At 58.3% G+C, this 26,346-nt stretch carries 25 protein-coding genes and 3 tRNA genes; 11 read left to right on the forward strand and 17 right to left on the reverse strand.

Translation table 11 applies throughout. The features are described from left to right. Nucleotides 1-25 precede the first annotated feature (25 nt). The 5 genes from J2S70_RS02655 to J2S70_RS02675 all read right to left on the reverse strand — a co-directional run bounded on the left by J2S70_RS02655 (nucleotide 26) and on the right by J2S70_RS02675 (nucleotide 2,027). Nucleotides 26-1,249 carry a peptidoglycan bridge formation glycyltransferase FemA/FemB family protein gene (locus tag J2S70_RS02655; RefSeq protein ID WP_307682203.1) on the reverse strand — a complete coding sequence of 408 codons (1,224 nt, stop codon included), beginning with the start codon at nucleotides 1,247-1,249 and terminating at the stop codon, nucleotides 26-28. 181 nt (nucleotides 1,250-1,430) lie between these two features. Continuing rightward, the gene (rpmG, locus tag J2S70_RS02660) at nucleotides 1,431-1,601 is read right to left on the reverse strand and encodes a 50S ribosomal protein L33 (protein WP_307682204.1); all 171 of its coding nucleotides are present in this window, start codon (nucleotides 1,599-1,601) and stop codon (nucleotides 1,431-1,433) included. Between the two features lie 69 nt (nucleotides 1,602-1,670). Further along, nucleotides 1,671-1,744: transfer RNA gene (locus tag J2S70_RS02665), tRNA-Met, on the reverse strand. Nucleotides 1,745-1,785: 41 nt separating this feature from the next. Further along, nucleotides 1,786-1,861 (reverse strand) — tRNA-Thr (locus J2S70_RS02670). An 85-nt stretch (nucleotides 1,862-1,946) separates the two neighbouring features. Continuing rightward, nucleotides 1,947-2,027: transfer RNA gene (locus J2S70_RS02675), tRNA-Tyr, on the reverse strand. Nucleotides 2,028-2,187: 160 nt separating this feature from the next. Between J2S70_RS02675 and J2S70_RS02680 the strand changes: the two genes are divergently transcribed. After that, the gene (locus J2S70_RS02680; protein ID WP_307682205.1) at nucleotides 2,188-2,682 is read left to right on the forward strand and encodes a YajQ family cyclic di-GMP-binding protein; all 495 of its coding nucleotides are present in this window, start codon (nucleotides 2,188-2,190) and stop codon (nucleotides 2,680-2,682) included. A 3-nt stretch (nucleotides 2,683-2,685) separates the two neighbouring features. On the opposite strand, the gene J2S70_RS02685 is transcribed toward J2S70_RS02680, so the two are convergent. From J2S70_RS02685 to mtrA, 6 genes are all read right to left on the reverse strand, one after another. Next, on the reverse strand, nucleotides 2,686-4,074 hold the full coding sequence (locus J2S70_RS02685; RefSeq protein WP_307682206.1) for an FAD-dependent oxidoreductase: 1,389 nt from the start codon (nucleotides 4,072-4,074) through the stop codon (nucleotides 2,686-2,688). Between the two features lie 148 nt (nucleotides 4,075-4,222). After that, entirely contained in the window at nucleotides 4,223-4,882 is a 660-nt protein-coding gene (hpf, locus tag J2S70_RS02690) for a ribosome hibernation-promoting factor, HPF/YfiA family (protein ID WP_307682207.1), read from the reverse strand. A gap of 135 nt (nucleotides 4,883-5,017) precedes the next feature. After that, nucleotides 5,018-5,725, reverse strand: coding sequence for a ComF family protein (locus J2S70_RS02695; RefSeq protein WP_307682208.1), 708 nt, complete (start codon nucleotides 5,723-5,725; stop codon nucleotides 5,018-5,020). 106 nt (nucleotides 5,726-5,831) lie between these two features. Further along, complete coding sequence (locus J2S70_RS02700; RefSeq protein ID WP_307682209.1) at nucleotides 5,832-7,511, reverse strand: LpqB family beta-propeller domain-containing protein; 1,680 nt, start codon at nucleotides 7,509-7,511, stop codon at nucleotides 5,832-5,834. Further along, nucleotides 7,508-9,118 (reverse strand): MtrAB system histidine kinase MtrB, encoded by a 1,611-nt coding sequence (gene mtrB, locus J2S70_RS02705; RefSeq protein WP_307682210.1) that lies wholly within the window; start codon nucleotides 9,116-9,118, stop codon nucleotides 7,508-7,510. Before mtrB ends, J2S70_RS02700 begins: the two co-directional genes overlap by 4 nt. Then, entirely contained in the window at nucleotides 9,115-9,795 is a 681-nt protein-coding gene (gene mtrA / locus J2S70_RS02710; protein WP_307682211.1) for an MtrAB system response regulator MtrA, read from the reverse strand. The genes mtrB and mtrA overlap by 4 nt, the downstream gene beginning before the upstream one ends. Nucleotides 9,796-9,921: 126 nt before the next feature. On the opposite strand from mtrA, the gene J2S70_RS02715 reads away from it, so the two are divergent. Genes J2S70_RS02715 through J2S70_RS02735 form a run of 5 tightly spaced genes read left to right on the forward strand, consistent with a single transcriptional unit; the run spans nucleotide 9,922 to nucleotide 15,137 of the window. Beyond that, complete coding sequence (locus J2S70_RS02715) at nucleotides 9,922-11,100, forward strand: hypothetical protein (protein ID WP_307682212.1); 1,179 nt, start codon at nucleotides 9,922-9,924, stop codon at nucleotides 11,098-11,100. Between the two features lie 3 nt (nucleotides 11,101-11,103). Beyond that, nucleotides 11,104-11,745 (forward strand): DUF4129 domain-containing protein, encoded by a 642-nt coding sequence (locus tag J2S70_RS02720; RefSeq protein WP_307682213.1) that lies wholly within the window; start codon nucleotides 11,104-11,106, stop codon nucleotides 11,743-11,745. Then, nucleotides 11,742-12,842 (forward strand): DUF4350 domain-containing protein, encoded by a 1,101-nt coding sequence (locus J2S70_RS02725; RefSeq protein WP_307682214.1) that lies wholly within the window; start codon nucleotides 11,742-11,744, stop codon nucleotides 12,840-12,842. The genes J2S70_RS02720 and J2S70_RS02725 overlap by 4 nt, the downstream gene beginning before the upstream one ends. Next, a complete protein-coding gene (locus J2S70_RS02730) occupies nucleotides 12,835-13,851 on the forward strand; it encodes an AAA family ATPase (RefSeq protein ID WP_307682215.1) in 1,017 nt (338 codons plus the stop codon). The genes J2S70_RS02725 and J2S70_RS02730 overlap by 8 nt, the downstream gene beginning before the upstream one ends. After that, nucleotides 13,851-15,137, forward strand: a complete 1,287-nt coding sequence (locus tag J2S70_RS02735; RefSeq protein ID WP_307682216.1) for a DUF58 domain-containing protein — start codon at nucleotides 13,851-13,853, stop codon at nucleotides 15,135-15,137. The genes J2S70_RS02730 and J2S70_RS02735 overlap by 1 nt, the downstream gene beginning before the upstream one ends. Here J2S70_RS02735 and J2S70_RS02740 read toward each other — a convergent pair. Continuing rightward, nucleotides 15,134-16,105, reverse strand: a complete 972-nt coding sequence (locus J2S70_RS02740; RefSeq protein ID WP_307682217.1) for a stage II sporulation protein M — start codon at nucleotides 16,103-16,105, stop codon at nucleotides 15,134-15,136. The genes J2S70_RS02735 and J2S70_RS02740 overlap by 4 nt on opposite strands. Before the next feature lie 49 nt (nucleotides 16,106-16,154). Here J2S70_RS02740 and J2S70_RS02745 point away from each other — a divergent pair, with 49 nt between their 5' ends. After that, entirely contained in the window at nucleotides 16,155-16,997 is an 843-nt protein-coding gene (locus J2S70_RS02745; protein WP_307682218.1) for an RDD family protein, read from the forward strand. Here the strand turns inward: J2S70_RS02745 and J2S70_RS02750 are convergent. After that, on the reverse strand, nucleotides 16,994-17,416 hold the full coding sequence (locus tag J2S70_RS02750) for a metallopeptidase family protein (protein WP_307682219.1): 423 nt from the start codon (nucleotides 17,414-17,416) through the stop codon (nucleotides 16,994-16,996). The genes J2S70_RS02745 and J2S70_RS02750 overlap by 4 nt on opposite strands. 56 nt (nucleotides 17,417-17,472) lie before the next feature. Between J2S70_RS02750 and J2S70_RS02755 the strand changes: the two genes are divergently transcribed. Next, nucleotides 17,473-17,865 (forward strand): DUF3499 domain-containing protein, encoded by a 393-nt coding sequence (locus J2S70_RS02755; protein WP_307682220.1) that lies wholly within the window; start codon nucleotides 17,473-17,475, stop codon nucleotides 17,863-17,865. Here J2S70_RS02755 and J2S70_RS02760 read toward each other — a convergent pair. Genes J2S70_RS02760 through J2S70_RS02770 form a run of 3 tightly spaced genes read right to left on the reverse strand, consistent with a single transcriptional unit; the run spans nucleotide 17,862 to nucleotide 22,663 of the window. Next, nucleotides 17,862-19,301, reverse strand: coding sequence for a DUF5719 family protein (locus J2S70_RS02760; RefSeq protein WP_307682221.1), 1,440 nt, complete (start codon nucleotides 19,299-19,301; stop codon nucleotides 17,862-17,864). The two genes, J2S70_RS02755 and J2S70_RS02760, sit on opposite strands and share 4 nt — an antisense overlap. After that, entirely contained in the window at nucleotides 19,298-22,309 is a 3,012-nt protein-coding gene (locus J2S70_RS02765; protein ID WP_307682222.1) for a glycosyltransferase, read from the reverse strand. The genes J2S70_RS02760 and J2S70_RS02765 overlap by 4 nt, the downstream gene beginning before the upstream one ends. After that, entirely contained in the window at nucleotides 22,310-22,663 is a 354-nt protein-coding gene (locus J2S70_RS02770; protein WP_456124418.1) for a WhiB family transcriptional regulator, read from the reverse strand. A gap of 226 nt (nucleotides 22,664-22,889) precedes the next feature. On the opposite strand from J2S70_RS02770, the gene J2S70_RS02775 reads away from it, so the two are divergent. The 3 genes from J2S70_RS02775 (at nucleotide 22,890) to J2S70_RS02785 (ending at nucleotide 24,832) form a co-directional block, all read left to right on the forward strand. Next, nucleotides 22,890-23,753, forward strand: a complete 864-nt coding sequence (locus tag J2S70_RS02775; protein WP_307682223.1) for an inositol monophosphatase family protein — start codon at nucleotides 22,890-22,892, stop codon at nucleotides 23,751-23,753. Continuing rightward, nucleotides 23,750-24,439, forward strand: a complete 690-nt coding sequence (locus tag J2S70_RS02780) for a TIGR03089 family protein (RefSeq protein WP_307682224.1) — start codon at nucleotides 23,750-23,752, stop codon at nucleotides 24,437-24,439. The genes J2S70_RS02775 and J2S70_RS02780 overlap by 4 nt, the downstream gene beginning before the upstream one ends. A 69-nt stretch (nucleotides 24,440-24,508) precedes the next feature. Further along, nucleotides 24,509-24,832 (forward strand): ArsR/SmtB family transcription factor, encoded by a 324-nt coding sequence (locus J2S70_RS02785; RefSeq protein ID WP_307683361.1) that lies wholly within the window; start codon nucleotides 24,509-24,511, stop codon nucleotides 24,830-24,832. A 645-nt stretch (nucleotides 24,833-25,477) separates the two neighbouring features. Here J2S70_RS02785 and J2S70_RS02790 read toward each other — a convergent pair. Then, nucleotides 25,478-26,344 carry a metal ABC transporter permease gene (locus tag J2S70_RS02790; RefSeq protein WP_307682225.1) on the reverse strand — a complete coding sequence of 289 codons (867 nt, stop codon included), beginning with the start codon at nucleotides 26,342-26,344 and terminating at the stop codon, nucleotides 25,478-25,480. Nucleotides 26,345-26,346 lie beyond the last annotated feature (2 nt).

A 26,346-nucleotide genomic window follows, 5' to 3' on the forward strand; every position in this document is an offset into this window, starting at 1 on the left:
TTCCTTAACGTAAGTGGCGAAAATGTTAGGCGCCGTTGAGCCGGCGTGCCATCAGCCATTCAAAAGCGGCGTAAATCGGCCTGTTGATAACCAGGTCGAATTCGCCGATCTTTTCAAAGATTTCAGCGTTGAAACGCGATTTAAAGGAGAGCAACGAATCGTCCAGCGTGCCGTCCACCCCTCCCAGGGAAACGTAGTCAGCGCCGCCCGCAAAGGCGAGCTGGAGAGTTTCGACCCACAGGAGATCCTGGGCGGGGATTGTCCCATAATCACGGTTCGTACCGGCATACAGAAGTTCGAAACCAGTTCCATATCCAACCGCGAGGCAGCCCGCCAAGGTGACGACATCGCCGTCGGCCCTATGCCGCTCCTCCATTTCGGCAAGGCTCTTCTTTCGGCTCGCAATCTGTTCCGATAGCTGGTGGCGCTTCTTTTTTGCGTTCTCCTCAACGGCTTCTAGCTGTTCGTTGAGCTCCGCAATTTCCGTGTTGAAAACCTCGATTGCACGCGCAATATCGAGCTTACAGAGCATGAGATAGGCATCATCCCCGTAGGCGTTCAAGATCCGCTCGTAATAGCCGCGTGAACGCAGCGAAATACCTTTTTCTTCTTCGGTTGCTTCAATGACCTTCAAGAATTCATCGAGATAATGCATTCCTCCTCGCGCTACTTCAGCTTGGCGCCTCAAGGCTTGGCGGTAGTAGTTGCGAGTGCGCTTAGGCATCGCGGACAGCATATCTGTTGCGTCGCCTGGCCGAAGAGTCGCCGTCTGGAAACGCGGTTGCAAGGATTCGTGCAGCCCGGTAACGAAACCTCGATGTTTGAAGCCCGCCCCCTCGATCGTCTGGCGAACCACGGCTGCTTCTGGTGTACGTTCTTCAGGAAAAGCCTCCTTTGGACCCCGGTTGACAACCACTGGCGGATCGATACGGACCGCGATTGCGCGGGATTTCTTCGCGTAGTTGCCAAGCGCCTGTAAAAACCCCTGTATGACAGGCTCGTTGGAATAGTCGCCGATCGGCCCGTGCGGCACGTACCAAAACGAATAGCCGAGTGGAAGCGAGCGTTTGAGCACGAGCGCTGCGATCAGAATATCCCCACGTTCATCAACGAGTGCGGTGAGAGTGGAGTCCCATTCTGCTTTCACTTCCGCCCAGGCCGGCGACTGGAGGACGTTGCACTGTGGATGGCTCCGAACGAAATCCTCGTATTTTCTTCGGTCAACATCCGTCTCAAAAGTAAGCTTCATGTTTCCTTCCGGTTTTACCTTTGATTATCTCACGGGAAGTACTTGCATAGGAAAGAAAAATTGAGGCCCCTTGGGCCTCAATTTCTACGTGTTTAAGTTGTTTTCGCAACGCCTTGACTCACATAACGCGAGATCACATGACGCTAGGGCTTGGCCGTAATGGCGGCTGACACCATGCGAACTAGCGGGTTTCGCGATGCATGGTTGAGGAGTTGCAACGCGGGCAATACTTGTTGATTTCGAGACGATCCGGCGTATTGCGACGGTTCTTCTTCGTAATGTAGTTGCGCTCCTTGCAAACCTCGCATGCGAGGGTGATCTTGGGGCGAACGTCTGCAGACTTAGTAGCCACTGTTTTTCCTCACGTTCGGCTCAGAAGCTAATGCTTCGTTTTATTGTAGAGCGGGCGCCCTACTGGTCGTAGCGAGAGCGGGGTTTGAACCCGCGACCTCACGATTATGAGTCGTGCGCTCTGACCAACTGAGCTACCTCGCCTCAAACACTCCGCGGGAAACCGAAATTCCCCAAGAAATGAATGGAGCCCCGAGAGGGAATCGAACCCTCGACCTTCTCCTTACCATGGAGACACTCTGCCGACTGAGCTATCGGGGCGGCGCTGGCAAGCTTACCAACAAAGATAGGCTAACCAACATCGCGTGCGGTGAAGATCACCGCGTGCGCGCTACATACGTAGCGGTGGCGGATGAGGGATTCGAACCCCCGTAGCTTTCGCGTCTGATTTACAGTCAGATACCATTGGCCGCTCGGTCAATCCGCCCTGCAGTGGAAACCACGTGCGACTACCGAGATTAGCAAACTTCACCGTAGCACTGTCAAACTAAAAGGGCTTCTGGCACTGCCGTAATGGTCACACTTGGCGCGCTGGGCTAGTCTAGTGTGGATCAGCGCGCCCAACACGATCACTAAAAGGAGAAGAAGTGGCAGTTTCATCATTCGACATCGTGAGCCGATACGACATCCAAGAAGTAGATAACGCGGTCAACCAGACCGCAAAAGAAATCGGCCAGCGCTACGACTTTCGCAATGTGGGGGCCTCCATCGAGCTCAACGGCGAAGCCATCACGATGAGCGCGAACTCCGCCGAGCGGGTACTTGCCATCTGGGACGTCCTGCAAACGAAACTCATCCGCCGCGGCCTATCACTCAAGCAGGTCGATGTGGGCGACGCCGAACCCAAGGCTTCCGGCAAGGAATACAAGCTCGTTGGCGCGCTTAAAGAAGGCATCAGTCAAGACAACGCAAAGAAGATCACCAAGCTGATCCGCGACGAGGGCCCCAAGTCCGTCAAAGCCCAGATTCAAGGCGACGAGGTTCGCGTTCAGTCAAAGTCTCGCGACGACCTACAGGCCACAATCGCGCTTCTCAAAGACGCCAAACTGGATGTGGCACTTCAATTCGTCAATTATCGGTGAGCTCTAGTAGAGCTTGCCGTCGTGTTCTTCGCCGCGGGAGATCGCCGTCATGGTTTCGCGTTCGACAACCTTGATGCGGGCCCGCCCTTCCGCGGCTCCGAGTGCCATTTCAAACTCTTCCAAAAGCTGCCATCCGCGCCAAGTCGTGTAGCGAACCCCGCGTTCGTCGAGCACCGCCTTGGTTTCCTCCCAGCCGACGGCGTCGGTCGTGGCATGCAAGAGCCCGGCTTCGTAATCTTCAACCAGATGGCCAACCGTTTCCTGGGCGTCGGACTTGGTCGAACCGATAAGGCCAACCGGGCCGCGCTTAATCCAGCCGGTTGCATACATGCCTGGCACTACTTCCCCGCCAAGCTCGGCAGTCACACGGCCTTCAACATTGGGCACAATCCCATTCACGTCATCGAATGGCGCGCCAGGGATGGGCGAGGAGAAGTAGCCAACTGCACGGTAAACGGCCTGAACTGGATAGTCAACGAATTCGCCCGTCCCTTTCACTGAGCCGTCACCTTGTAGCGCGGTACGTTCCATCCGAATCGCCTCAACCTTGCCATCGCCCAAGATCTCCACGGGCGCTTGCAACATGTGGATGTGGATGCGGCGCGAGGCAGTCAGGTCCTCTTCCTCCTGAAACACCCATTCCGTTAGCTGTTCGACAACCTGACGGGTCATCTTTGAAGCTTCCATGTCCTGCTCAGAGCCTTCGTCGTAGTCGAAGTCTTCGGGATAGACGATAATATCGACGTCGTTCAGCTGCCCGAGCTCGCGAAGCTCCATCGGAGTGAACTTGACCTGAGCCGGCCCGCGACGCCCAAACACGTGCACATCCGTGATTGGTGAAGAGCGGAATCCCTCCTCCACATTCTTCGGAATTTCGGTGCTCATCAGATCTTCGGGATGCTTGGCAAGCATGCGCGCCACGTCAAGCGCTACATTACCCACGCCCAGCACGGCCACCTGCTCGGCTTCCAAAGGCCACGTGCGCGGATAGTCAGGATGGCCGTCGTACCAGTACACAAAGTCTGCAGCGCCGTAGACTTCGGGCAGATCAGCACCCGGGATGTCGAACGGCGCATCCTTATCGGCGCCGGTGGCCAAGATAATTGCGTCGTAATGCTCGTGGAGTTCGTCAAACGTGAGATCCTTACCGATCTCAACGTTTCCAACCAGCCGAATATCTCCGCGTTGCAACACGTTATAAAGCGCATTAATAATCGCTTTGATGCGCGGATGATCCGGCGCGACGCCGTACCGCACTAGCCCGTAGGGGGCGGGCAACTTTTCATAAAGGTCGATCTGAACGTCGATTCCCGATTTTGAGAGAATGTCCGACGCGTAGATACCGGCCGGGCCGGCCCCAATAACTGCAACATGGAGTGGTCGATCTGCCACGTGTACCTCTTCCAATTTTAGGCGCCGGCGCTACCGGCATAGATGCACCTCATCTTAGTTGTCACCGGACTAAGTTCCTATAGCAAGCTGGTGGCGGGTGACCAATTCGTCACCCGCCACCCCACATCACCATTGATGGGCTAGAGCATCAGGATTCTTCTCCGGGTCCGTAATCGGAGGTCGTTGCATCGAGTCGGATCACCCCGTACGTCCATCCGCGGCGCCGGTAGGCGGCACAGGGTTGCTTCGTCTCTTCGTCGATGAACAGATAGAAGGGATGGCCCACGAGTTCCATTTCGTCGATGGCCTGTTCGATCGACATTGGTTTGGCCTCATAGAGTTTCTGCCGGACAATCGCGGGCGAGTCACCGAGCGGGGTCTCCACTGTTTCACCGGGCTCACGCGGAATGCGCTGCTCTTCTTCTTCAACTTCCGGTTCGGGCTTCGATAGGAGCTCTTCTATAGGCAGATCTTCCACGGGATGTTCCCTCTTATCGCCCTTCCTGCGGTTCTTCAGCTTTTCGTGCTTGCGGCGAAGGCGCTCGAAAAGCTTTTGCGCGGCCAAGTCGAGCGCACCGTAACGATCGGAGGCTGAGGCCTCTGCTCGCACAACTGGCCCCTTATCCCGCACCGTGATTTCGATCCTTTCGGAGGTGTCATTTTGCGAAGGGTTAGGCTCGTGCGTGATTTCAACTTCGACGCGCTGAGTGTGCGGAGCAAATTGCTCAATTTTTTGCAGTTTGTCTGAAAGGTGCGTGCGGAAGGAGTCCTTGACTTCGGTGTTTCTGCCGGTAACTACAATTTCCATTTTGACCTCCTTTGGTCAAGAGAAGTGATCCGATACTGCGCGCTCGCCCCTGCGAGCATTTCATCACCTCCACCTGCGGTTTTGACCTGTGAGTTACCAAAAGTTTGGATGTCATTATTATATTGGCAATAAAAATTATTTGTGCTGTAACTCACGCATTTGCCGAGGATCGTGGGTCGCGGCAATCACCATCGCAGCGATAACGCGCCCGCCAGCCGATTTCACCGCACGCGAAGCCCCGGCCAAGGTAGCCCCGGTGGTCACCACGTCGTCCACGAGCACCACGTCGTAGCCCGTCAGATTAATTCCGGCTACGACGTCGATTGCCCGTGATTTGCGCTCGCGCGCGTCCATCCGCGTACCCCCGCGCACGCGTTTACGCACGAGCACATTTTCGTATCTGCCGTCAATCAAATCCGCTACCGCTTTGCCCATCACCCCGGTCACAAAGCACCCGGATCGTATGCGGGCGGATGAGGAGGGTGCTGGTACGACGACGGTCGGCGCGGCTCTGGCTAGAAACTCGGGGTTCTGCCGCGTGGCAATGAGGTCTTCAAAAGCCCAGTCGAGGCGGCGGTCAGTCACATTTTTCCATCGCACGATGGCGCGAGCCACGGGGCCGGCGTAATCCGCGAGCGCCAGCACGGCAAATGGAGAAGTGTCTGCCTTGCCATCGAAACTGACGTGACTGAGATATGGCAGGTGTTCTTCCACCCGAAACCAGGAGGTCGAGAATTCACCAAGGCAGTGGGCGCATAAGTCTTCGTCCCATTCCCCACACCCCGCACACCAGCGCGGAAAAATGATGTCGAGGATGTCATTCCATAGTTGCTTGGCTGGCACGCTCACAGTGTCGCACGGCTCCAGCGCATGAGACCACGTTCGGCACTACGCTGTGGATAGCCAGCGTTATTTGAGGGCTGTGAATATTCTTTGGCGCTCAGATGGGCTAACCAGGATACGCGGGCGAGGTCAGCGAGTCGGAAACAAGCCGCCAGCCTGCCCCGTCATAAGAAAAGAGGGTGTGCTGACTATTTTCGATGACGATCGAGTCAATTCCGCGCCCGGAGCTCAACGAAACCAGTCCGTCCACCGCGGCAAGGGAAACAGAGGAGGTACCAAGACCGACGATGTGGATCGAGCTGGTACTGGATCCCGGGTTGCGAGCAATCGCGGCCAGTCGAACTTCCGACACCCACGACACGTCGGTAACCTCAACCAACGACTGCCCGAATCTCACCGGATCCCCGATTTCGATGGGCGTGCCCGTTGCGTCGCGCGCGATGGAAACCGCGTTCATTTGCACGTCACCGGACTGCTCAGTCAAAATCACCATGCGAGCGCCCTCGCGCGAAACGGCAATATCTCGGACCGTCAATCCTCCCAACCACGGCAGCTGGAAAGTAGCGCGTTCACCGGTTTCAAGGTGGACGGCGAGAACCTCACCTTGCGATACCCTCTCTCCTGACCATACCCAGTCGTGGGCATCAATCGACGGTTCGACCAGCTGGCTACCTTTTAATAGTTCAGCCGTCGGGTTCCCCACGTAGCTCACCGCATAGATGCTCGCCCCGTCATTACCGAGCGCAGCGGCCACAGTCAAGGGATCGCTGTAGGCGGGCGCAATCGATGTCAGGCCAAGCCCGTCAACCAGCTCCGGATCAATCTGAGTCACCTCGCCGCCACTTACTTGTGCGGGCACACCATCACGCAAAGCAGCCAAAGTGTACGTTGCGTAAGGGTAGGCACTTAAGTCCACCTTGGAAGGAATGCTCATCTCCGCACCTTCGGAGGTGAGCACGACGCTTTGGACTCCCGGCACATTCATCAGCGTCTTCGAAACCTGTGCCTCGAATGCAATCAGATCCGTGCTCCGCATCGATGCAACGTCGGAGGAAAAGTCCACGCGCGCCACACCGTCGTTAACGCTCACGCCTCGGCTGGTCAGTGTGGTCTCTGGCGGAATCGCCGAGTGCGCACCGATCGCTAGCCATGTTGAGGGGCCTTCCAGTAGGCCATTGATGGCATAGGTTGCTTGCCCGGAGTTCAGGTACCACCGCACTTCGGGCACGAGGGCGGCCCTGTCTGCCGTGAGGAAATAGAGAAGGGTTTCGCTGTAAAGCGATGAAAAGATTGAGTTCGGGATGACGAGGCCATCATCCAGTGTGGCAATACGCCATTCCCCATCTTCATTTTTCACGAGGGAGAATTCAACGTTGATGATCGCTTCCGGGGTTGCCACGGAATAGCGGCCCCCACCATCGAGCGTTCCAGCCGCGCGAGCGCTAACACGAATAGCTCCGTTGCGCGTTTGCGAAATTGATGGAGTCTGGGTGTCCTCGTAAACGCGCAGCTCCGCTGACGGGTTCCACCTCGCTGCCGCCTCCTTAGTCAGAAATTGCCGAGCGACGCTAAAGTCACCGGATAGTCCCGCACCCGATGCGCGCAAGAAATCCGTGACGAGGTTCTCGGGCGAGGAACCCGGGGTGGGGCCCTGCGGGTCGAGAACGACCCCGCCATCAAGGCTTGCAGGCCGGGCTATCAACTCCGGCTCACCAGAAGTTGGCAGGCTCGCACATCCAGCAAGCGCGGTGGTGAGCACCATAAAAATCAAGACGAGACGTTTCATAGCTCGCCCCCTTCCGCTTTTTCATAGGGGCTCGGCGCTTCAAGCGGGATGGGCGGATCGAATGGGGCAAGAGGTTCTTTGGGCAGCGTCAAAAGGAAGGTTGATCCAACGCCCAGCTTTCCTGCGACCTCGAGTGTTCCGCCGTGGATCTGCGCGTCCTCGCGGGCAATGGTTAGTCCAAGCCCCGTTCCACCAGATTTGCGCACCCGCGAGGAGTCTGCCCGCCAAAAGCGTTCAAATACGTGCTCAATCTGTTCTGCGGAAATACCTATTCCGTGGTCTTGAACCATAACGCCCACGGCGGAGTCATTTGCTTCGACAACGACGTCGACGGGCCGCCCTTCAGCGTGTTCCAGTGCGTTGACCAACAAGTTCCGAACGAGTCTGTGAACTCTGCGTGGTTCAACTTCGGCATCCGTATCGCCGGCCGCCTGGTAGTTAACACGCACCCCGTTAGAAGCGGCAAGAGGTTCGGACACCTCGATAACATCTTCCACGAGCTCGCCAATATTGGCGTTTTCGGTTGCCAATGTCATGCCACCGGCGTCGTACCTGGAAATTTCGAGAAGATCGGCGAGTGTGGCATCAAGGTTGAGCACCTGTTTGTACTGGAGTTCTGTGGCTCGCTTCAGATTGGGCGAAAGCTGGTCACGGTTATCGTAAATTAATTGGCCGGCCATGCGAACGGTGGTCACCGGTGAACGTAGTTCATGCGAGACTGCCGACACGAATTCGGTTTGGACTTTGGAGATGCGTTCCATTTGATTGAACTGCGTCTCGAGGGATTCGGCCATCTGGTTGAAGGACTGCGCCAGTTGTGCGATTTCGTCTGTTCCGCGCACCTCCATTCGGGAGTCGAATTCGCCATCTGCAAGTTGGCGGGCGTTCTCGGATGCTTGGCGCACAGGGGTCAACACCCATCTCATCACCGCCCACGTCACCAAACCGAGAATCACGAGCAGAATGGCAACAGAAACCCACATCACACGAATCGTCGCATTAATGAGGTTCTGCTGGTTTTCAAGCGAATAGGCCGCATAGATTTCATAAATACCAGATCCTGGGATGTCGATGGACGTGCCGATCACCAAACCGGGCCGCACCGCGTTGTCGTCGGGAATACCTACTGACTGCCAGCCGATCTCGTTACCGCGGACCACAACTTGGCGTAATTCCGGTGTTACAAGGGATCGCACTCGGGTTGCCGAGGCTGTCGCGGGTTCAAAAATCTGGGTGGGTAGCGGATCTTGGCCGGGAGATCGCATCAGAACCGCGCCGAGCACACCGCGCGCAGGATCGTACATTGACGACACGAGTGTGTTGGCGATTTCCTGGGTTCTACCAACCGAGGGCGAGGTGGCTGCAAAACGTTCCTGCGCGAGCTGAACATCAGTGGAAAACTGTTCGACGTCCGTCTCAATCGCGGCATCGAAAACAGAGGCGCGCACCTGCGTTGAGATCGCTAGTCCCAAGATGATAATGCCTATCACACCGGCGGCTACGATGGAAAAAATTACTCTCAGCGACAGTGATGAATACCAGCGCTCACGTAGCGAATTTAAACGATGAGCGAGGGAACGAAAACGTTCAGAAACCGGCTCGCTCACGGATTCGAGGTTCCCGCACGGTATCCCACACCGCGAACAGTGATCACAACCTCAGGGTTTTCCGGATCTTTTTCTACCTTGGAGCGAAGCCGCTGAATGTGCACGTTAACCAGCCGGGTGTCCGAAGAGTGGCGGTACCCCCACACTTTTTCAAGCAGTTCTTCCCGGGTGAAGACTTGGAAAGGTTTTCGAGCGAGCACAGTTAGCAGATCGAATTCTAACGGTGTCAGGTGAAGAACCTCGTCGCCCCTGCGAACTTCGTGGGCTTTGAGATCAATCTCGAGATCAGAAATGCGCACAGTTTCCGATTCGGGCTCTTGGCGGCGCAAACGCGCCTTAACGCGAGCTAAAAGCACCGAGTTTTCAAACGGTTTGGTCACGTAGTCATCCGCTCCAGCTTCCAAGCCAGCGATGACATCCACAGAATCGGTCTTTGCACTCATCATAATGATCGGTACGTCAGACTCTTCACGTAGGGCGCGAGCGACCGACACGCCATCCATTCCTGGCAACATGACATCGAGGAGCACCAGGTCGGGATGTTCCGCACGAAATAGTGGGAGCACCGAATCGCCGCTCACACAGGCCGAGACTTCGTAGCCTTCGCTTTCAAGCAAGATGGCTACCATTTCGGAGATCGCCGGATCGTCATCTACTACAAGAATGCGCACTGACATCGTCTGCCTTCATCACCAGTCAACTAATACCCTGATCTTATCAGTCGGATCTTACAGTCTAGGGTCCGACCCGCAGTGGACTCTAAATCGGGTAAATTGGTCCTAGCACGTACTGAAAGGCTCATCATGACAGCTTGGAATAGCGATCCATACGGCAAGCCGAGCGAATCCGTGGCAAACTACCAGTCTCTGACAGGGCTAGGAGGAGTTTCGCGAAGCGTGATCCCGCTGCGTCCGCTCTCCGTTGGTGAAACACTAGATTCTGCCGTGCGCCTGATTCGGTTCAATCCCGTAGCGTTTATTGTGTTCCCGCTCATCGTGAACCTTGTAGCGGGAGCGTTCAACGTGCTAATAACCCTCCTGTTTGGGGAAACCACTATTCGCAACACTTCAATCAGTGCCGAGATACCAGTCATCTTTTCAATCCTGACGACCATAGTCGCGCTGATCGCGGGACTGATAGTGCTGGTTGCCGGAACGCGCGTCACACTCGCCTCAATCCGCGGCAAAAAGCTCACTTTGAACGAAACTTTCACCGAGGTTAAAGCCCAATTCGGCCGACTCTCAGTGCGAATGCTCGGCCTGCTACTGATCACGATTGCCGCTACGGTGTTATTTACATTTACAGCAATCTTTTTGGTGGTCAGTCTCGTTCGTGCATTCGAGCCAGGCGTGAGCGGCGTATTGTTTACTTTACTCATGATCCCGATGATCATCGGCGTTCTGGGCTTCCTCCTGTTTTACCGGTTCTCGGTAACGGCTCCCGCCATGGTTGCCGAGGATATCGGCCCACTGTCCGGGCTATCTCGCTCTTGGAGCCTAACCAAGGGCTCGTTGGGATACTTCATCGGTCTCCTGCTTACCCTGATTGTTATCGGCATCGCATTGAATATCGTCGCGGCGATATTCATAGCTTTGTTTGGTGGAATTGGCTTCGCAGGCAATTCGGAATCGGGCATGTTCCTCGCCGGTAGCGCGCTCGGAACCGTCCTCGTTGGGCTTGTGGTTTCGATTTTCATCGCGCCCTTTACTAGCGCGATCACGAATCTCGTTTATGTGAACATGCGGATGAGGCGAGAGAATTTTCATCAAGACGTACTATATTCAGCGGGTCCTGATCAATCTGCGGGCGGTTACATTCGCCAAGAAGGGCCGTACGGCCAGCCACCCCAATCGGGTTATGGCCAGTGGTCAAGCCCGCAACCACCAACCAACCCGGGATTCAACCAGTTCAATCACGGAACCGACCCCCAACGCCCCACGTGGTACGAAGGGAACTGGCCGAATTCGGCCGATCAGAGTTAGACCATGTTCGCAACGCCGTTCGCTCCAGATCGCGACGAAGCCCAAAGACTCGCCGAAGACGAGCTAGCCAAGGGCATGTACGCGGATGGCTCGTCACTGTTCGAGCGTTTCGCTTCCTGGTTAGAAAGAACTTTTGCACGCCTCGGATACGACTTCAATCCGACGACGGGCGGCGCGGGAAGCTACGCCGTTATCGTGATCGTTGTGCTCCTGATCGCTGCGATCATCTTTTTCTCTTTGAGGCGCTCACGCGTCGGTAGCTTGCGGCTTAAAGGCGCGGCCCGAACGGAACTTTTCGACGACGTCCGCTCTGCGAAACAGCTTCTCGCGGCCGCGAAGGCGGCAGAAGCAGCTGGAGATCTCACCTTGGCCGCGATCGAACTTTACCGCGCAATCATTCGCGAATTGGATGAGCGCGGTCTAATCAATGTTATTCCGGGGATGACGGCACTTGAGGCGGCTCGTGCTGGAGCTGAGAGCATTGGGGCCTCAGATCATTTTGCTCGGTGTGCAGGGATATTTAACGAGCTCTACTACTGGTCAGGTAGTGCGAGCCCGGAAGATCTCCACACACTACGCGCACTGCACGCGAAAGTGGACACGGCTCGCAGCCGCACCTTACAACAGGTGGAGGTACGCACATGACCGCCGTCGCAAAACCTGCGCCATCCAAGGGCACCGCCATTACCTTGACCCTCTTGGCCGCCCTCGCGCTGGCAATAATTATTTTCGTTCGCGTGCCCTCTCCCGGCAATCCCCTTTCGCCGTCGTCGACGAGTTCGAACGGCACCCATGCACTGGCCGAAATTTTGCGCGATCACGGGATGACCGTCGAAGAGATCAGCCCGGATCAAGCGCGTGATCTAGCCAGCCCGGACGTCACGTTCGTCGTTGACCACAGCGCCTACACCGAACCCTACATGCGCCAAGAGCTCATCGATTCGCGCGCAACGATAGTGCTACTAACCAACGTGGATTACGAAGAATGGGGCTTTGACGGGAAGCTGTTGAACCTGGATGGCGCCCGTCTGCGCGCGCAATGCGATGATCCTGATGCCATGGCCGCCGCTTCGATTGGGCCCATTAGCTGGCTTTTCGTGCCCGACGGCGCCGAAAGCGGCTGCTTCCCCGCCAATGGCGGATACGTCTGGACGCCCCAGGCCGACACCCCTCACCTTTCCTATTTGGCGGACGATTCGATACTTACGAATGAATACCTCGACGTCGATGGCAACGCCGCATTTGCACTTCGCAAGCTCGGCGCCAATCCGAAACTGTATTGGGTCGTTGGAGGAACGGATCCGCACCAGGAGCCGAAAGACCGTCGTTGGATAGGCCTACCGGACTGGTTCTTCCCTCTCGTGAGCGCCCTGACGCTCAGCTTGGGCTGGTGGGTGATCTACCGTGGCCGGCGCTTTGGCAAACTCGTGGCCGAGCCGCTGCCCGTCGTCGTTCCGGCCTCCGAAGTCACCGAAGGCCGCGCCATCCTGTACCAACGCGGAAAGAACCACGCCCACGCGGCCCGTGCGCTTCGTGCCGGCACGATCATGCGCCTTTCGCGCGGCCGAGGGATCAGCGACGACGCGAACCCCGACGTCGTCGTTTCAACCTTGGCGAATGCCAGCGGCTATCCGCCGGCCAAAGTCGCAGACCTCCTCTACGAGCGCCCAGTTTCGGGCGATTCAGACTTGATCGAGATCGCAGCCGAGCTCGAAAGATTCGAAAGGGATATCAATGGATAACTTCGCTCCCCACGGGTTTCGTCCCGTGACCCACGAACCCGCACCGGACGGGCCCGCCCAATCCGCGAGCGCGGAAAAGTTCCGTAGCATTCGCGGCGAAATCGCGAAGGCTGTGGTCGGCCAGGAGCACGGCGTGAGCGCCGTATTGATCGGATTGCTGTGTGATGGTCACGTACTACTTGAAGGCGTGCCCGGTACGGCAAAAACGCTGCTTGTGCGCTCACTTGCGGCAGCCCTCAATCTGGATGCCAAGCGGGTGCAGTTCACTCCCGATCTCATGCCCGGCGACCTAACCGGGTCACTTGTCTACAATTCTTCCGACGGGCAGTTCAGCTTCCGCCCCGGCCCGGTGTTTGCGAACCTGCTGATTGCCGACGAGATCAACCGAACCCCGCCAAAAACGCAGGCAGCACTGCTCGAGGCGATGGCCGAACAGCAGGTGTCGGTTGACGGCGAACCGCGTTCCCTGCCCGATCCGTTCATGGTTGTCGCCACCCAAAATCCGGTGGAATATGAGGGCACCTATCCCCTTCCCGAGGCGCAGCTTGACCGCTTCATGCTCAAAGTCCACCTTCCGCTTCCGCCGCGCGACGTGGAGCTCGAGGTCTTGCGGCGCCACGCATCTGATTTTGATCCGGGGAACGTGGACTCGGCGCAGATCCGCGCGGTTGCCAGCGCCGACGACGTGCTCGAAGCGCGCGCCGAAGTGCGGGCCGTGGAGGTGAACGAGCGGATTTTGGACTATATCGTTGACGTTGTGCGGGCCACCCGTGAGGCGCCAGCTGTTTTGCTCGGGGTTTCTCCGCGCGGAGCAACCGCACTCCTGCACGGCGCGCGAGCATGGGCGTGGCTGTCTGGACGCAGCTACGTCACGCCCGATGACGTCAAAGCTCTGGCTATCCCCGCTCTCAACCATCGCATCCAATTGCACGCCGAAGCTGAGCTCGATGGGATCAGTGCTCACGCAGTAGTCGAATCCGTGTTGAACTCGGTGCCGGTACCGCGCTGATGTTTATTCGCTGGCCAGCCTTTGCGCTTTCTGTGATCGGGGTCGTGCTCGCCGTTGCAACCCGTAGCTCAGCGTCTGCCTTGCTTGTTACCCTGATCATCGCGTGCGTGGCACTTTTGGACGCCGCTCTCGCGCCTTCACCGATGCGTGTGGACGTTTTCCGCTCTGGTGTTGCCTCAACGCGGATTGGCGAATCGGTGACAGCCCAGCTCACCGTTTCCAATCCGAGCCGGCGCAGTGTTTCTGGCCAGATTCGTGATGCGTGGCCGCCGTCGATGGGCGTTGAGCCATCACGGCACGTGCTCAAAATACCGGGAGGGAGCGAACAAACGGTCGAGGCACAGATCACACCCACCCGGCGTGGAACAGTGCGGTCGCATTCGGTCACGATACGCACTAACGGCCCCCTTGGCCTAGCGGGGCGCCAACGTTCATTTCCCACGAGCTGGTCGATGAAAGTGCTGCCCCCGTTTATTTCTCGGCGGCACATTCCCTCGCGTGTACGGCAATTGCGCGAGCTCGATGGTCAAGCGTTACTTCTGGTTCGCGGTGAAGGAACGGAGTTTGATTCGCTGCGCGAATACGTGGCTGGCGACGACGTGCGCGCGATCGACTGGCGTTCTTCGGCTCGCCTTGGCCAGACTGTGGTGCGAACGTGGCGCCCGGAGCGCGACCGGCAGGTCATCATCGTTGTGGACGCGGGCAGGGCGGGCGCGTTGCGAGTATCGCAGGCCCCGGCGTTTGACGCGTTTATCGAATCGGCGCTCCTGCAGTCGGCGATCGCAGGGCGCGCAGGGGATCAGGTCAGCGTGTTAGTTTTCGACGACGACGTCCGGGCACGGTTTGTGGGCAAGAAAGATCGTGCCATCACGCACGCCGTGGCCAACACTCTCGCAGATGTTGAGCCCACGTTGCGCGCCACCGATTGGACGGGCCTGCCGCGCCAGATCGCGGCGATCACCACACGCCCCGCATTCGTCGTCATTTTGACAACGCTTGGCGGGGGAACGCCCGCATCCGGGCTCATAGATATCGTGCCAGAGCTGGGCCGCTCGCATACCGTGCTCATCGCGTCGGCCACACTGGATGACGTCGACCAGCCCGGGGAACTAGATGCGAAAGCCGCTTTCAACAGGGCTGCCAGTGAACGCTCCAAGCTTGAGGCACGGAATCTGACTCGGATGATCGAACGGGCCGGGGCGTTCGTTATCCGTGAGGGAAGCGAAAACCTGCCCGTCGGCGTCGTCGATACCTATCTTGACCTCAAAGCCCGCGGACGGCTCTAGCTAGCCGCGTAAGCGACGAGTGTGTGCTCGTGGCGGTCCCCGGCTTGCCGGCCAAAGACGTAGACCCAGAGCCAAAAGGCCGCGAGTACGGCCGCGCCAATCGCAATTTTGACGCCCCAGGGAAGATAGGAGGGGGTGACGAATCCTTCCACGAGGGCGGACACGAAAAGAACTCCGATCAGCCCCAGCGCCATCACAATCGTATGCTTACCCTCCTCGGCAAGCGCAACCGTACGCGGGCGCTCACCCGGCATGAGCAACACCCAAAACAGGCGAAGTCCCGCCGCTCCGGCCACGAAGATTGCGGTGAGCTCCATCAATCCATGAGGCAAGATCAGCTGAAAGAACAGATCAAGCGAATCGTGATGATGCATCACGGCCCCGGCCTGCCCGATCGCAACCGCATTCTGTAGCAGTACCTTCACGGGGAAAATACCCGTGATTCCTCCACCGATCGCTTGCAGCGCGATCCACGCATTATTGGTCCACACCATTCCACCAAAATCAAACCCCGGATAGTCGCGGTAATAGGCCGCAAAAGCCTCGTTGGCGTACCAGGCTAGCTCGCTTGGCGTTCCAAGGAGTGCCAGCTGGCCGGGATTAGCCGCGAAATAACCCAAGACCAGCGCGAACACAGCTATGAATGCCAGGCCCACACTGTGAATCCACCAGCGGGTGCGATAAAAGGCGTACGGCATGGTGTTCGTGAGCGCGTGCCACAGGCCACGCAGGGTTGCCGAGCGTGGCTGGGTGAGCTTGCTACGCGCTGAGGAAACTATGGCCGAAAGAGTAAGGATGATGTCCGGGTCCGGAGCCTGCGTGCGAATCAGAGCCAAATGGGAGGCCGTGGCCTGATAGAGGCGCACGAATTCATCCGTTTCTTCACCGGTTAACGTGGCTTTACGAGAAAGATAGCGCAAGCGTTCCCACTGGTCCTCGTGGGCTTTCGCGAACGCCAAACTTTCCATACCTCTACAGTGCCACAGCAGGCACCCAATTTGCAGGTAATCTTGTACCATGATGGACGGATACAGTACACCCGAAGATGGGATCATGACCGGCGAGGGAGTCGAGCTCGAACTTCCGGCCGCCACGGTTCTTTCCCGAGTCGCCAGCGGTGTGGTGGATTACGGGCTTACTTTCATCACTTTCATCATCACTATGTTGTCCGCCCTACCGATCTTGAGAGAGTTCAACAAAGCACAGCTCACGGCTACCGTGATTGCCTCCATGGCGGTATTCTTCTGGCTCATTCCCGCGCTAATCACCACAGTAACGAAGGGGTCCTCGCTTGGCCGACTGATGCTGCGCACCCGCGTTGTCACGACCTCCGGCACCACTATCTCCGGGCAACAATCGTTCATGCGGGCAACCATTGGCATCGTCGAAATCTGGCTGACCTTCGGCGTGCTGGCCACGGTGGTCTCATTCCTGTCCAAGCGCGGTCAGCGCTTCGGAGACATGGCCGCTGGAACGTACGTCGTTCGCTGGCCAAAGAAAGCCACGTGGGCGCCCAATATCACCATGCCAGCAGAACTTGCCGGCTGGGCCCAACTGGCGCAAACCCGGCCGCTACCTACCGGACTGTCGCTGAACGCCGCAGCGTTCCTCAAATCCCGCACACGGTTATCGCTTCGGGCGCGCACGGCTCAAGCCCGCGCGCTGGCCACCGCCTGCGAATCATACGTCTCCCCGCCCCCGCCATGGGGCACCGATCCAGAAAGCTTTATTGAGGCCGTACTGCTCGTGCGCTACGACGTCGAACGGCGGCGCTACGAGGCCGTCAATGCACGACGCTCCAGGTTGGGGTGGCGAATCGGAACTGTTCCCTACGGTTTACCAGCGACGGGAAGGCGCTAAAGGTAGTCAATATCTTCCGGCAACCGGTTCAGGGCTGCGGCCAACTGGCTGGTCACAATCGAGTGGATCAGCATCCGCGGATCTGGATGGCTACGCATCGCATTCAAAATCGGCATGCGGTAAAAAATAATTCGCCCATGAATCTTAGCCGGACGTTCGAACGGCAAATATCTCGCGAGCGGCGCACCGCTTTCCCACGGCGCCGGATCCGTTCCGGGCACGTCCATGACCGCAAAATCGTAACGGTCCAATACCGGCCCCAAGTGCCTGCTGTATTCACCAAGTTCCCATCCCAAAAGATCATCAAACTGATCAGAGCGCGTTCGCCAACCGGGAATCGTCATCGGCAAAATGGGGCCACGAGGACCACGCCCGTGCCGGTCACGGCGCGAAGCATGCGATCTGCGGGGAATATGCATGGCACCACCCTAGCGCCTCAAACAACCACGCCCGGTGAAGCACTAGGCTTAAGGCCGTGAGTCCGATCCGAAAATGTTCCCGCGACAGGTGCCAAAAGCCCGCGGTGGCGACCATGACGTACGGCTACAAGGAAGCCACAGCCGTCATTGGTCCCCTATCGCCCATCCCGCAACCTGGCGCACTCGACCTGTGCAAAGATCATGCTCACTCCGTCACCGCTCCGGTCGGCTGGCAAATGGTGCGCCTACAGACCGAATTTGAAGATGCGCCCCCCTCACCAGATGACCTCCTAGCGCTCGCGGACGCCATCCGGGAAGCATCCAAACGTGATGTTCCCCCTCCGCAGCCTGCGCGGCGCGAGATCCGGCGGCCAGCAACGGACGTCAACGAGCGCCCACAGCCGCGGCCACGATTTACCGTCATTCCCGGCGGGGATGACGAGGTCTAGTTTTGCACGGTAATTCGAACGACCTGGCTCGTTGAAGAGTCCTCGGTAAGCGGGACCGATGCAATCCCATTGTGGTCGGCTATCCAAATGGCGCCATAGACTTCTGCATCGGAGGAAACCGCGACGAAGGCGGTATGTGCGGGAAGATCCACCGTACCCAGAGTATCGACGTTTATCGTATTTTCCCCCAGTTGCACGCCAGATTCATCGAAAGCCTGCCAGCGCGCCTGCGCTGTGCCCGCTAGCACCAGGCGCGCTGGCAACGGGCCAAAGGCTGCCGCGCCTGTCTGCATGATCGCCTCTTGCGCCGGTAACCACGCAATATCACGGCCAGCCTCATCGGCACGCACCACAGAAACTGCTGCTGATACATCGGCGGTCGATTCAACACGGATCGCATGGGACTGCGCGGAGAGGCCGTCAAGCGAAAGGTCAAGAACGGTTTCGGGTGCGATCTGGACCTGGGTGCCACCCGGTAGTGGGGCACTGCCATCGGCGGTGAGCACCGAAATTGTAATCTGCGCGGATTCGGTGTTCGGGTTCACAACGCGCAGCGCCGCCGTCGTGCCGGAGTCGGGCAACGGCCCGCCGTCGCGGCTATCCGAATCTCCATCAATCACCAAGCCCGGTATGACCAGATCGGTGCCGATGTTGGAAGCGGTTATCACGTCAACTCCTGCGGGCCGTGCGCCTTCGAGGGCCAAGCTTTGGAGCGAAGCGGTAAACGGCGCCGTCTTAGAAAACAGGTGGAGCGCGATCCGCGAATCTGTCGCTAACAACCCGTCTAATAAGATGGCCTGAGAGGACTGTGGAGCCAGGTGAATCATCGCATTCGATCCGAGGTCGAGCCGCCCGCGCGAAGAGTATCCGGACAGGGACACCGATACCTGAGTTGGGCCGGGATTAGTTACCTTAAGTTCAAGCGAAGAACCTAGTTCCGAAGATCCACCCACAAGCCACATCGAATGGGCCGGCCACTGGCACGGGCTGACGGCCACGGAATGTAAGTCACCGGCGCTTGCACTGTGCGTGGAAGCCCCGGCCACAATCCCGCCTTCCACTTCGAGCGTTCCGATTATTTGTGGCACGCCGAGCGCGGATTCTCCGAGCATCTGCGCAGGAAGAACTCCTTCGAAGGAATGTGCACCATCGGTGCCTTCGCGCGTGAAAATCACTTCTTGCCCGCTCAGCGCGCCAGCCCAGCCGGTGATGTTCTCCTCTACCTGCTCGACGTCGATTCCGCCTTGGATAGTTCGGCTGATCCCTCCGTCACATACGAGGGTCGAGATCGTATTCTTGGGCTCGCTCACCGGCGCGGATGCCGTCAATGACGCGGCGGGGGCTACGTGATGACCCACCACAGCCGCGCCCGCCGCCAAGCTAGCGGCTAGGGCCCCGGTGATGAACGCAAGAATCGAGCGGCCTAAGTTCTTCACTCCACTCCCCCTTTTCGGCGGCGAAGGGGCAGAGCAATGATCGCGCTCGCAATGAGCGAGAGCCCGCCCGCGGCACCGAGCACCTTGTGGACGGGATCATCGTAGGTGATCTCCACGGTTCCGGCCATGTTGGCAGGCACCGTCCACGCCTGGTACCACGCCGGATCGCCACCCGTGCTAACGCCGAGTTCGAGGCCATCGATGTGCGCTGACCAATGTGCGTTTGCGCGCTCTGCCAAGCGCAACTCACGTTCGGAAGGCTCGCCAGAAACTTCGACCTTCGCGTTGATGACGCCGGCATGGGTATTGGCCTCAGTGGTGTACGCGCGCGACGACGGCTCACTCACCCGCCAAAAAGTTCCAACCTCGGTATCGCTCACGTACTGCAGGCCGGGCGCCGATTGAATCCTGCCCACCAATTGGGCTCGAAATTCTGCCGATTCCCCTTGCTCAAGGGCCGGTACGAGCACCACCGAAACGGCGTGCTCACCCAAGCCTGACGCAGCATCTTGCGAGCCGGTTAGCAATCCCGAGGCCAATTGCGCGAGATCCTGCCCCGCCTCGTCGTTCCAAAATGGCGCCCCCGATTCGAGGGCTCGTGCTTGCGAAAGGCCGCGTGCCATCGTGTATTCGTGCAATTCCTGGCCGTTGCCTCGCCAAAGCTCAACCCCCACGCCGTCGGAAGACATGACCAGCGTGAGAACGCGCTCGTTGTTTTGAAAAGCCTCTTCAGCCAATGCCGGTACATCCGGAGCGTTATCGCCAAGTACGGGATCCGTTGTTTGCCACAGCGCGCGCCCACCGATAGCAATCGTGGCAATCGGTACGGCAACCATGGCCAGCCCGCCAATAATGTGGGTTGCGCCGAAATTTCGGCGTCGCATCGCGGTGCGAAGGGCGTGCGTGGCGCAGCCAAGGGCGAGCCACAGGCCAAACCATGCGATGGTGAGGCCAACGTGTGGGGAGGCGTCAACGCTTTCATAGCCACCGGGAATCCTGCGCACACCCACGTTGGCAAACTGCGCAAAAACCGCGTGCACGATTCCAGCTGCAACTATGACCCAACCGGCCCGAATCCACCACATACGGTGTAAACGCAAGAGCGCAAGCACGCCGGCACCCGCGATGACCGCTATCGGAAGCCACGCCAAAAGGTCCGCGCTCAGGGAATCAACCATGGAATGCGCACTTTGAGAACCGATCGGCACGCCTGTTTGAGCGAAGAAAAGGAGCGGATCGGGATGAGCCCTAAGCGTGGGAACTATCGCAAGCAGTGCGGGCACCACAAGCCACAGCCAACGCTTTCGCCGTCGATTAAACAGCAACCCGGACGCTGCAAGAATCGTGGTTGCAACGAGATAGATGGGTGCTGCCGCCGCCAGCAGGCCGAAGGTCAACGCGGCAAGCCCGAGCGCGGCCGCGCTCCCCCGCCATGCACCCACCACCGCGTACACACCGAGCGGGAGCAAAACGTGAGCGACGACGGCGCCAATCTGGCCCGTGTGCAACGCATCAAGAAATGACGGTGCAACCATCCACAGGGCAGCTAAAACAGATCGAGCAACCCATGATCTGGTGAGCCTGCCAGCCCCAAGATAAGCAAAACCTGCCGCTGCGGGAATGGCGAGGTAGAGGATCGCCGTAGCAAACCCACCCAGCGTTAACCCAAAAGGCTGGCCCAACATAACAATGGGAATCGCAGCGACCCAGAGCGGATCAAGTGGAAGGGGGTAGCCATCTCCGCTATCCAACCAGCCGGACCACGCGATGGCGGCAAGTTCACTTCCCACAGTCGCATCCGCTGCCAACCCGCCACCACTGAGCACACCCGAAGAAAACACCGGCAAATGAAAGACGACGGTGAACGCCGTGCCCAAGGCCAAAGTCAGCGCCGCACCGCGCCGAGTATGCCGCGCAAGATCCGCACGCGCCTTCATGGTGAGTGGATCGGGCTGCTCGGCAAGCATTTTGGCTTCTTTTTTCGATCGCCGCGACTCTTTGCGTGCAAGTCGAATTTCGGCTGGTCGCGCTTCAAGCCCAGCGAGCGCTTCGGGCCCGACTTGCGCAACCTTCGCGATCCGCCGTCGCCCCTTAACTACCGCACCAAGTGAAGCCACTAAGAGCACGGTGGCTTTCACCTCCGCCCAGGCGAGCACGTGCTCCTTAAAAACGAGCCGGGCAAGGGCCCGGAACGGGGCAGCCACAAGGTAAAAGACGGCGATAGCCGGCACCAGTGCACCGGGCGCGGCAAGCAGCGCGTTATACAGCTGGGCAGCGCGGCGCCGAGCGTATGTGGAGTCTGCTTCGCCTAGCCCTACTCGGGCGTGACGCACAGCGGCCTTCGGTTCGACGACGACGCGGTAGCCCGCTCGGCGTGCCCGCCTGGAAAACTCGAGCCCGTCGCCGAAGGGCCCCAATTGAGGATCGAGCCCGCCGAGCTTGTCCCACACTGCGCGGCGCACTAACATACCGGCCGTTCCCACTGCCAACACGTCGGTGCGCGAATCGTATTGGCCCTGGTCGCGTTCACCCTCTTCGATTTCGGGCACTCGGCGTGCGCTACGAGTTGCCCGGATCCCAACTTCTAGGACCACCGGCGCCTCGTCGTCGTTCCAAGCTATTTGCTTCGGGCCAACCACGGCAATCCGTTTGGAGGTTTCACCGCGGCGTAACAGGGCATCGAGAGCCCGTGGTTCCGGAGCCGAGTCCGCGTGCAAAAACCAGAGCCAATCGGCCCCACCCAGCTCGCCCGCGTCAATATATCGAATCATCTGGCCGAGATTCTCGGCATTTGACGTAACAAGCGATACCGCGTCGGAACCCGGTTCCAGATGCTCATGAATAGGCTGGACAGCCTCGGAATCGTGATTCGGTATCAGCACCACGATCCGATCGGGCTGATGCGTTTGCGCGCTGAGCCCGGAAAGCGTTGCGCCCAAAAAAGAAAGGTCACGGCCGTGGCAGACCACAATCGCCGTAACCTTTTCTCGAGTCACATCGGTGACCACTTACCGACCTCCGCCGCGCGCCGCCTTACGCTCCCGTGCCATTCGTTTGCGGTCATTATCAGACGTGCCGCCCCAAATGCCATGCCGAATATCGTTCGTTATCGCATATTCGAGGCACTCGGCGCGGACCGAGCAATTCTTACAAATCGATGTGGCCGGGGCCGTTGAACCACCCTTTTCCGGGTAGAAAATATCGGGATCGGTCTGCGCGCAAAGAGCATCCTCCATCCACCCAAGGTTCCCCTGATCGGCAAAACCGTAGCCGAGATCGAAGATCCCCTGCATGAGAGCCTGAGCCAGTTGAGGATCCTGCGATCTCTCGCGCAGGGCAGAGGTCGCCTTCGACAGCCTCATATATTCCTCCAATTTCAAATGTGTCTAGGTAAATTACATAGATGTAATCCGGCAAAGTCAAGGCGGATTGAGCACTTTGTTCATTCGACCGGCGTGTTGCCAAGCGTTTCGCCATGCAAATGTGAGATATTGCCAGCTTCAGTTTAAGGGTCTCATCACTCAAACAAGATTTCGCACGTTGTGTAAATGCGCGGGAGCATTTGCGAAAGCGTGACATCATAACCTTATGACTCCAAGCGAACTCGCAGATTTAGCCGAACTCGCAGCCCGCGCTGTTGGCCCCGCTCTTCTTTCCGCCTTCGATGATCCAGGCCCCGTTGAGTACAAGCGGAACTTTCACGACCCGGTCACAAAGCACGATAGGCGAGCCGAGCAGACAATTCGCGAACAGCTTTTCGCCGGCGCCCCGAGCACTCTTCTGCTTGGCGAAGAGGAAGGGCGCACGATCGACGCGCGGGGACGCACCGTCGTCGCCGGAACAGACGACGTCGTTTGGCTGGTTGACCCCATTGACGGCACGGCGAACTTCACCTCCGGCCTGCCATGGTGGTGCGTGTCCATTGCAGCCGCGAAGGGACCTTACGTGATTGCCGGCGTCATCTACCAGCCCAGCACAAACGTGCTGTACCGGGCAGACGATACGGGCGCCTACAAGAACGGCCAGCCGATCACCGTCACAGATGAGCCGCCACACCGCACGCTTTTCACCGGCGGCTTTCCGGGCGAAAAAATAGATGATTACGACGGCGCTGCCCGCGGCTACCAATTGCTCCTCGAAGGCACGAAGTCCATGCGCCGACTCGGTTCTACCGCCTTGCACCTCGCCGGCGTCGCCGATGGCACTTTTGGCGCAACCCTCGGAATGGGAACGCAACCGTGGGACATCGGCGCAGGAATCGCACTTATCCAAGCGGCGGGCGGCCTCGTCGTCGGATTGGATGACGAGCGCACCCAACACGACACCTACATCTACGATTGCCCGCATTACGTGGGAGCTGCGAACGCCCAAGCCTGCGATCTGGCGCTCGGGGCCATCGCGGAAGTTGGCCCGCAAAAGTTTTACACCGACTACTTTGGGAGAAGTTCATGACCATTACACCGACCGGGATCTACGAATCGCTTGTAGATACCGGAACCTCACCCGCGATCGTCTGGCACGAGCCCGATGGTCGCGTGGAGCTTTCGGGAAAAGTTTTCGCCAACCACATTGCCAAGATCGCCAATTACCTCGAACAGGAATGCGATCTCATGCCCGGCAGCCGGGTCGTGTTGGATTTACCCGCGCATTGGAAGTCGATCGCCTGGGCACTTGGCGGGCTGATGGCCGGCGGATTTGTGGTGATTGGCCGCGAGAAGATTCACGACTGCGAACCGGGCACAATCATCGTCACCGACACGCCTGATGAGGTTAGTGCTGATGATGCTGATGATCTCATTGTGGCGCTGAACCTTGACAGCTTCGGGTTTGCTTGGGACGGAGAGCTCCCCGATGGCGTGGCCGATGGAGCCGCGGAGGTCATCGGCCAGGCCGACGTTTTGTTGGTCGAGGGCCTCGATGAGGATTCAAACGCGTCATTCTGGGCGAATGTGCTTGGGGAAGTACCCGAGATCGAGCGGGCCGTTATGGCTGAACCAGCTCTCGCAGAAGCGGTCGCGCTCGCCTATCTCCAACTTGGGCGGGGTAAATCTGCAGTGTTTATCGCTACTGGAAACGCTGACGAACAGAAGATTGAGCAGATCGCTAAAGCAGAACTGGGGACGGTGTTGAACCTCTAGGCCGCGATGTGGCTCGGGTCACATAAGTAATATTTGATATCAAAGTTCCTTTATGTATAATTTGTGGTGATGAACGTGAACATGAATGATGCAGACCGCGAGATCCTCCCGGTCGTCGAACTATTTAAGGCGCTCGCGCACCCCATTCGTGTGCAGATCGTTCATCGGCTGACCGAGTCGCCAGCGCACGTTGGCGACATCGTCGAACACCTGTCCGGCGCTTCTCAGCCACTGGTTTCGCACCATTTGCGAATCCTGCGCGATGCCCACCTCGTTGAGGTCAACAGAGATGGGCGCAGCAACGAGTACTCCCTCGTTGACGATCACGTAGCGTCGATCTTCCTCGACGCCTGGAACCACATGAAGGAACATACCGATGACTGCTACCACTGACCATCGCCCGGCAGAAGCCCACGCGAACCACACCCACGGCCCGGACTGCGGCCACGAGGCGATCATTCATCTCGACCACGTCGACTACTTGCACGATGGCCACATCCATCGCTACCACGATGGCCACTACGATGAGTGCACCACATGCCAGTGCAATGATTGCTCAGATTTCTGTGCAACCTGCGAATGCGAGGACTGCACCTGCCCAACGTGCAACCACAACAAGTGCGAATGCGAGGACTGCTCCGATTTCTGCGCAACCTGCGTCTGCGAGGACTGCACCTGCGCGACTTGCGAGCACGCGGCCTAACACACTTCGGAGGGCCTGCAACACCTCACGGGGTGGGAGCCCCGGCTTTGGAACTCTTCGCTTACGTTCCTACGTCCGGGCTCCCACCCCGTTTTTCGCGCCTATGCCCAGAAGTGTCCATACCCAGAAGTGCCCGTATCCAGAAGCAGAAGACTCCCCGGGCGTATGAACAGCACAATCCGCAACTTCACCGACGGGGGCCCGTAAATCCCAGGGAGGTCCGTGACGCCCGGGGAGGCCGATAAACCACAGAAAGTCCGAAACCCCTTGGCTTACGGATCTCCGCACGACTTACCGACCCCCGACGCCGGGACGGGCCTCGCGCGGCGCGTCAGCTAGGCCGACTCGGCAATCCGCTTATCCGCGCGCACGGACCACAGGGCAAAGGCCATAAAGATTACGCCGCCAAAAAACGCCATCGCGGCCGACGTCGGCAAATTCAGCTTCCACGCGGTCCAAAAGCCAATTACTGCACTAGCGCAGGCTACACTCACGCTTACGCCGATAACACCGGGCATCGTCCGTGCCACGAGTAGTGCACACGCCACCGGAGATATCATGAGCGCGATAACGAGGATCGAACCCGCCACATTAAATGCGGTCACGATCGTCAAAGTCACAAGAAACATCAAAATATTGGACACCCGCCGCGCAGGCATTCCAATCACTTGCGCATATTCCGGATCGAACGTGCCAACGGTCAAAATTCGCCAATTCCGCACAATAAACCCCATGTTGATCGCTAACACTGCGATTAAAATCCACATCATTCGCGGGCCAATGTTGTAGCCAGCAATTACTAGATGTTCAGATGGAAGGGCCATTAAATTGAGGTCACCAGCTAACACCGTGTCAGCGCAGATATGCGCATCTGAAAACACCGTCGAAAGCATCAGAACACCGATTGCAAATAGCACCGGGAAAATGACGCCCTGATCGGCGTCTCCTTTGACGATATTCGAGTTGCGCAACCAATTTGCGCTAGCCACGATCAACAGTCCCATCAACGTCGCGCCCACAATCATCAACGGTGATTTAAGCGAACCGGTTAGCGCCACACCAAGCACAATCCCCGGTAGTACACCGTGAGAGATGGCATCAACCAGCATTGATTGTCTGCGCAGCACCACGAAGACACCGGGAACAGCGCACGTAACCGCCGTCGTCACCGATAGCAAGAAAGCCGCAACAATGAAAGACATGG

This window comes from Trueperella bonasi (assembly GCF_030811535.1).
Lineage (GTDB): Bacteria > Actinomycetota > Actinomycetes > Actinomycetales > Actinomycetaceae > Trueperella > Trueperella bonasi.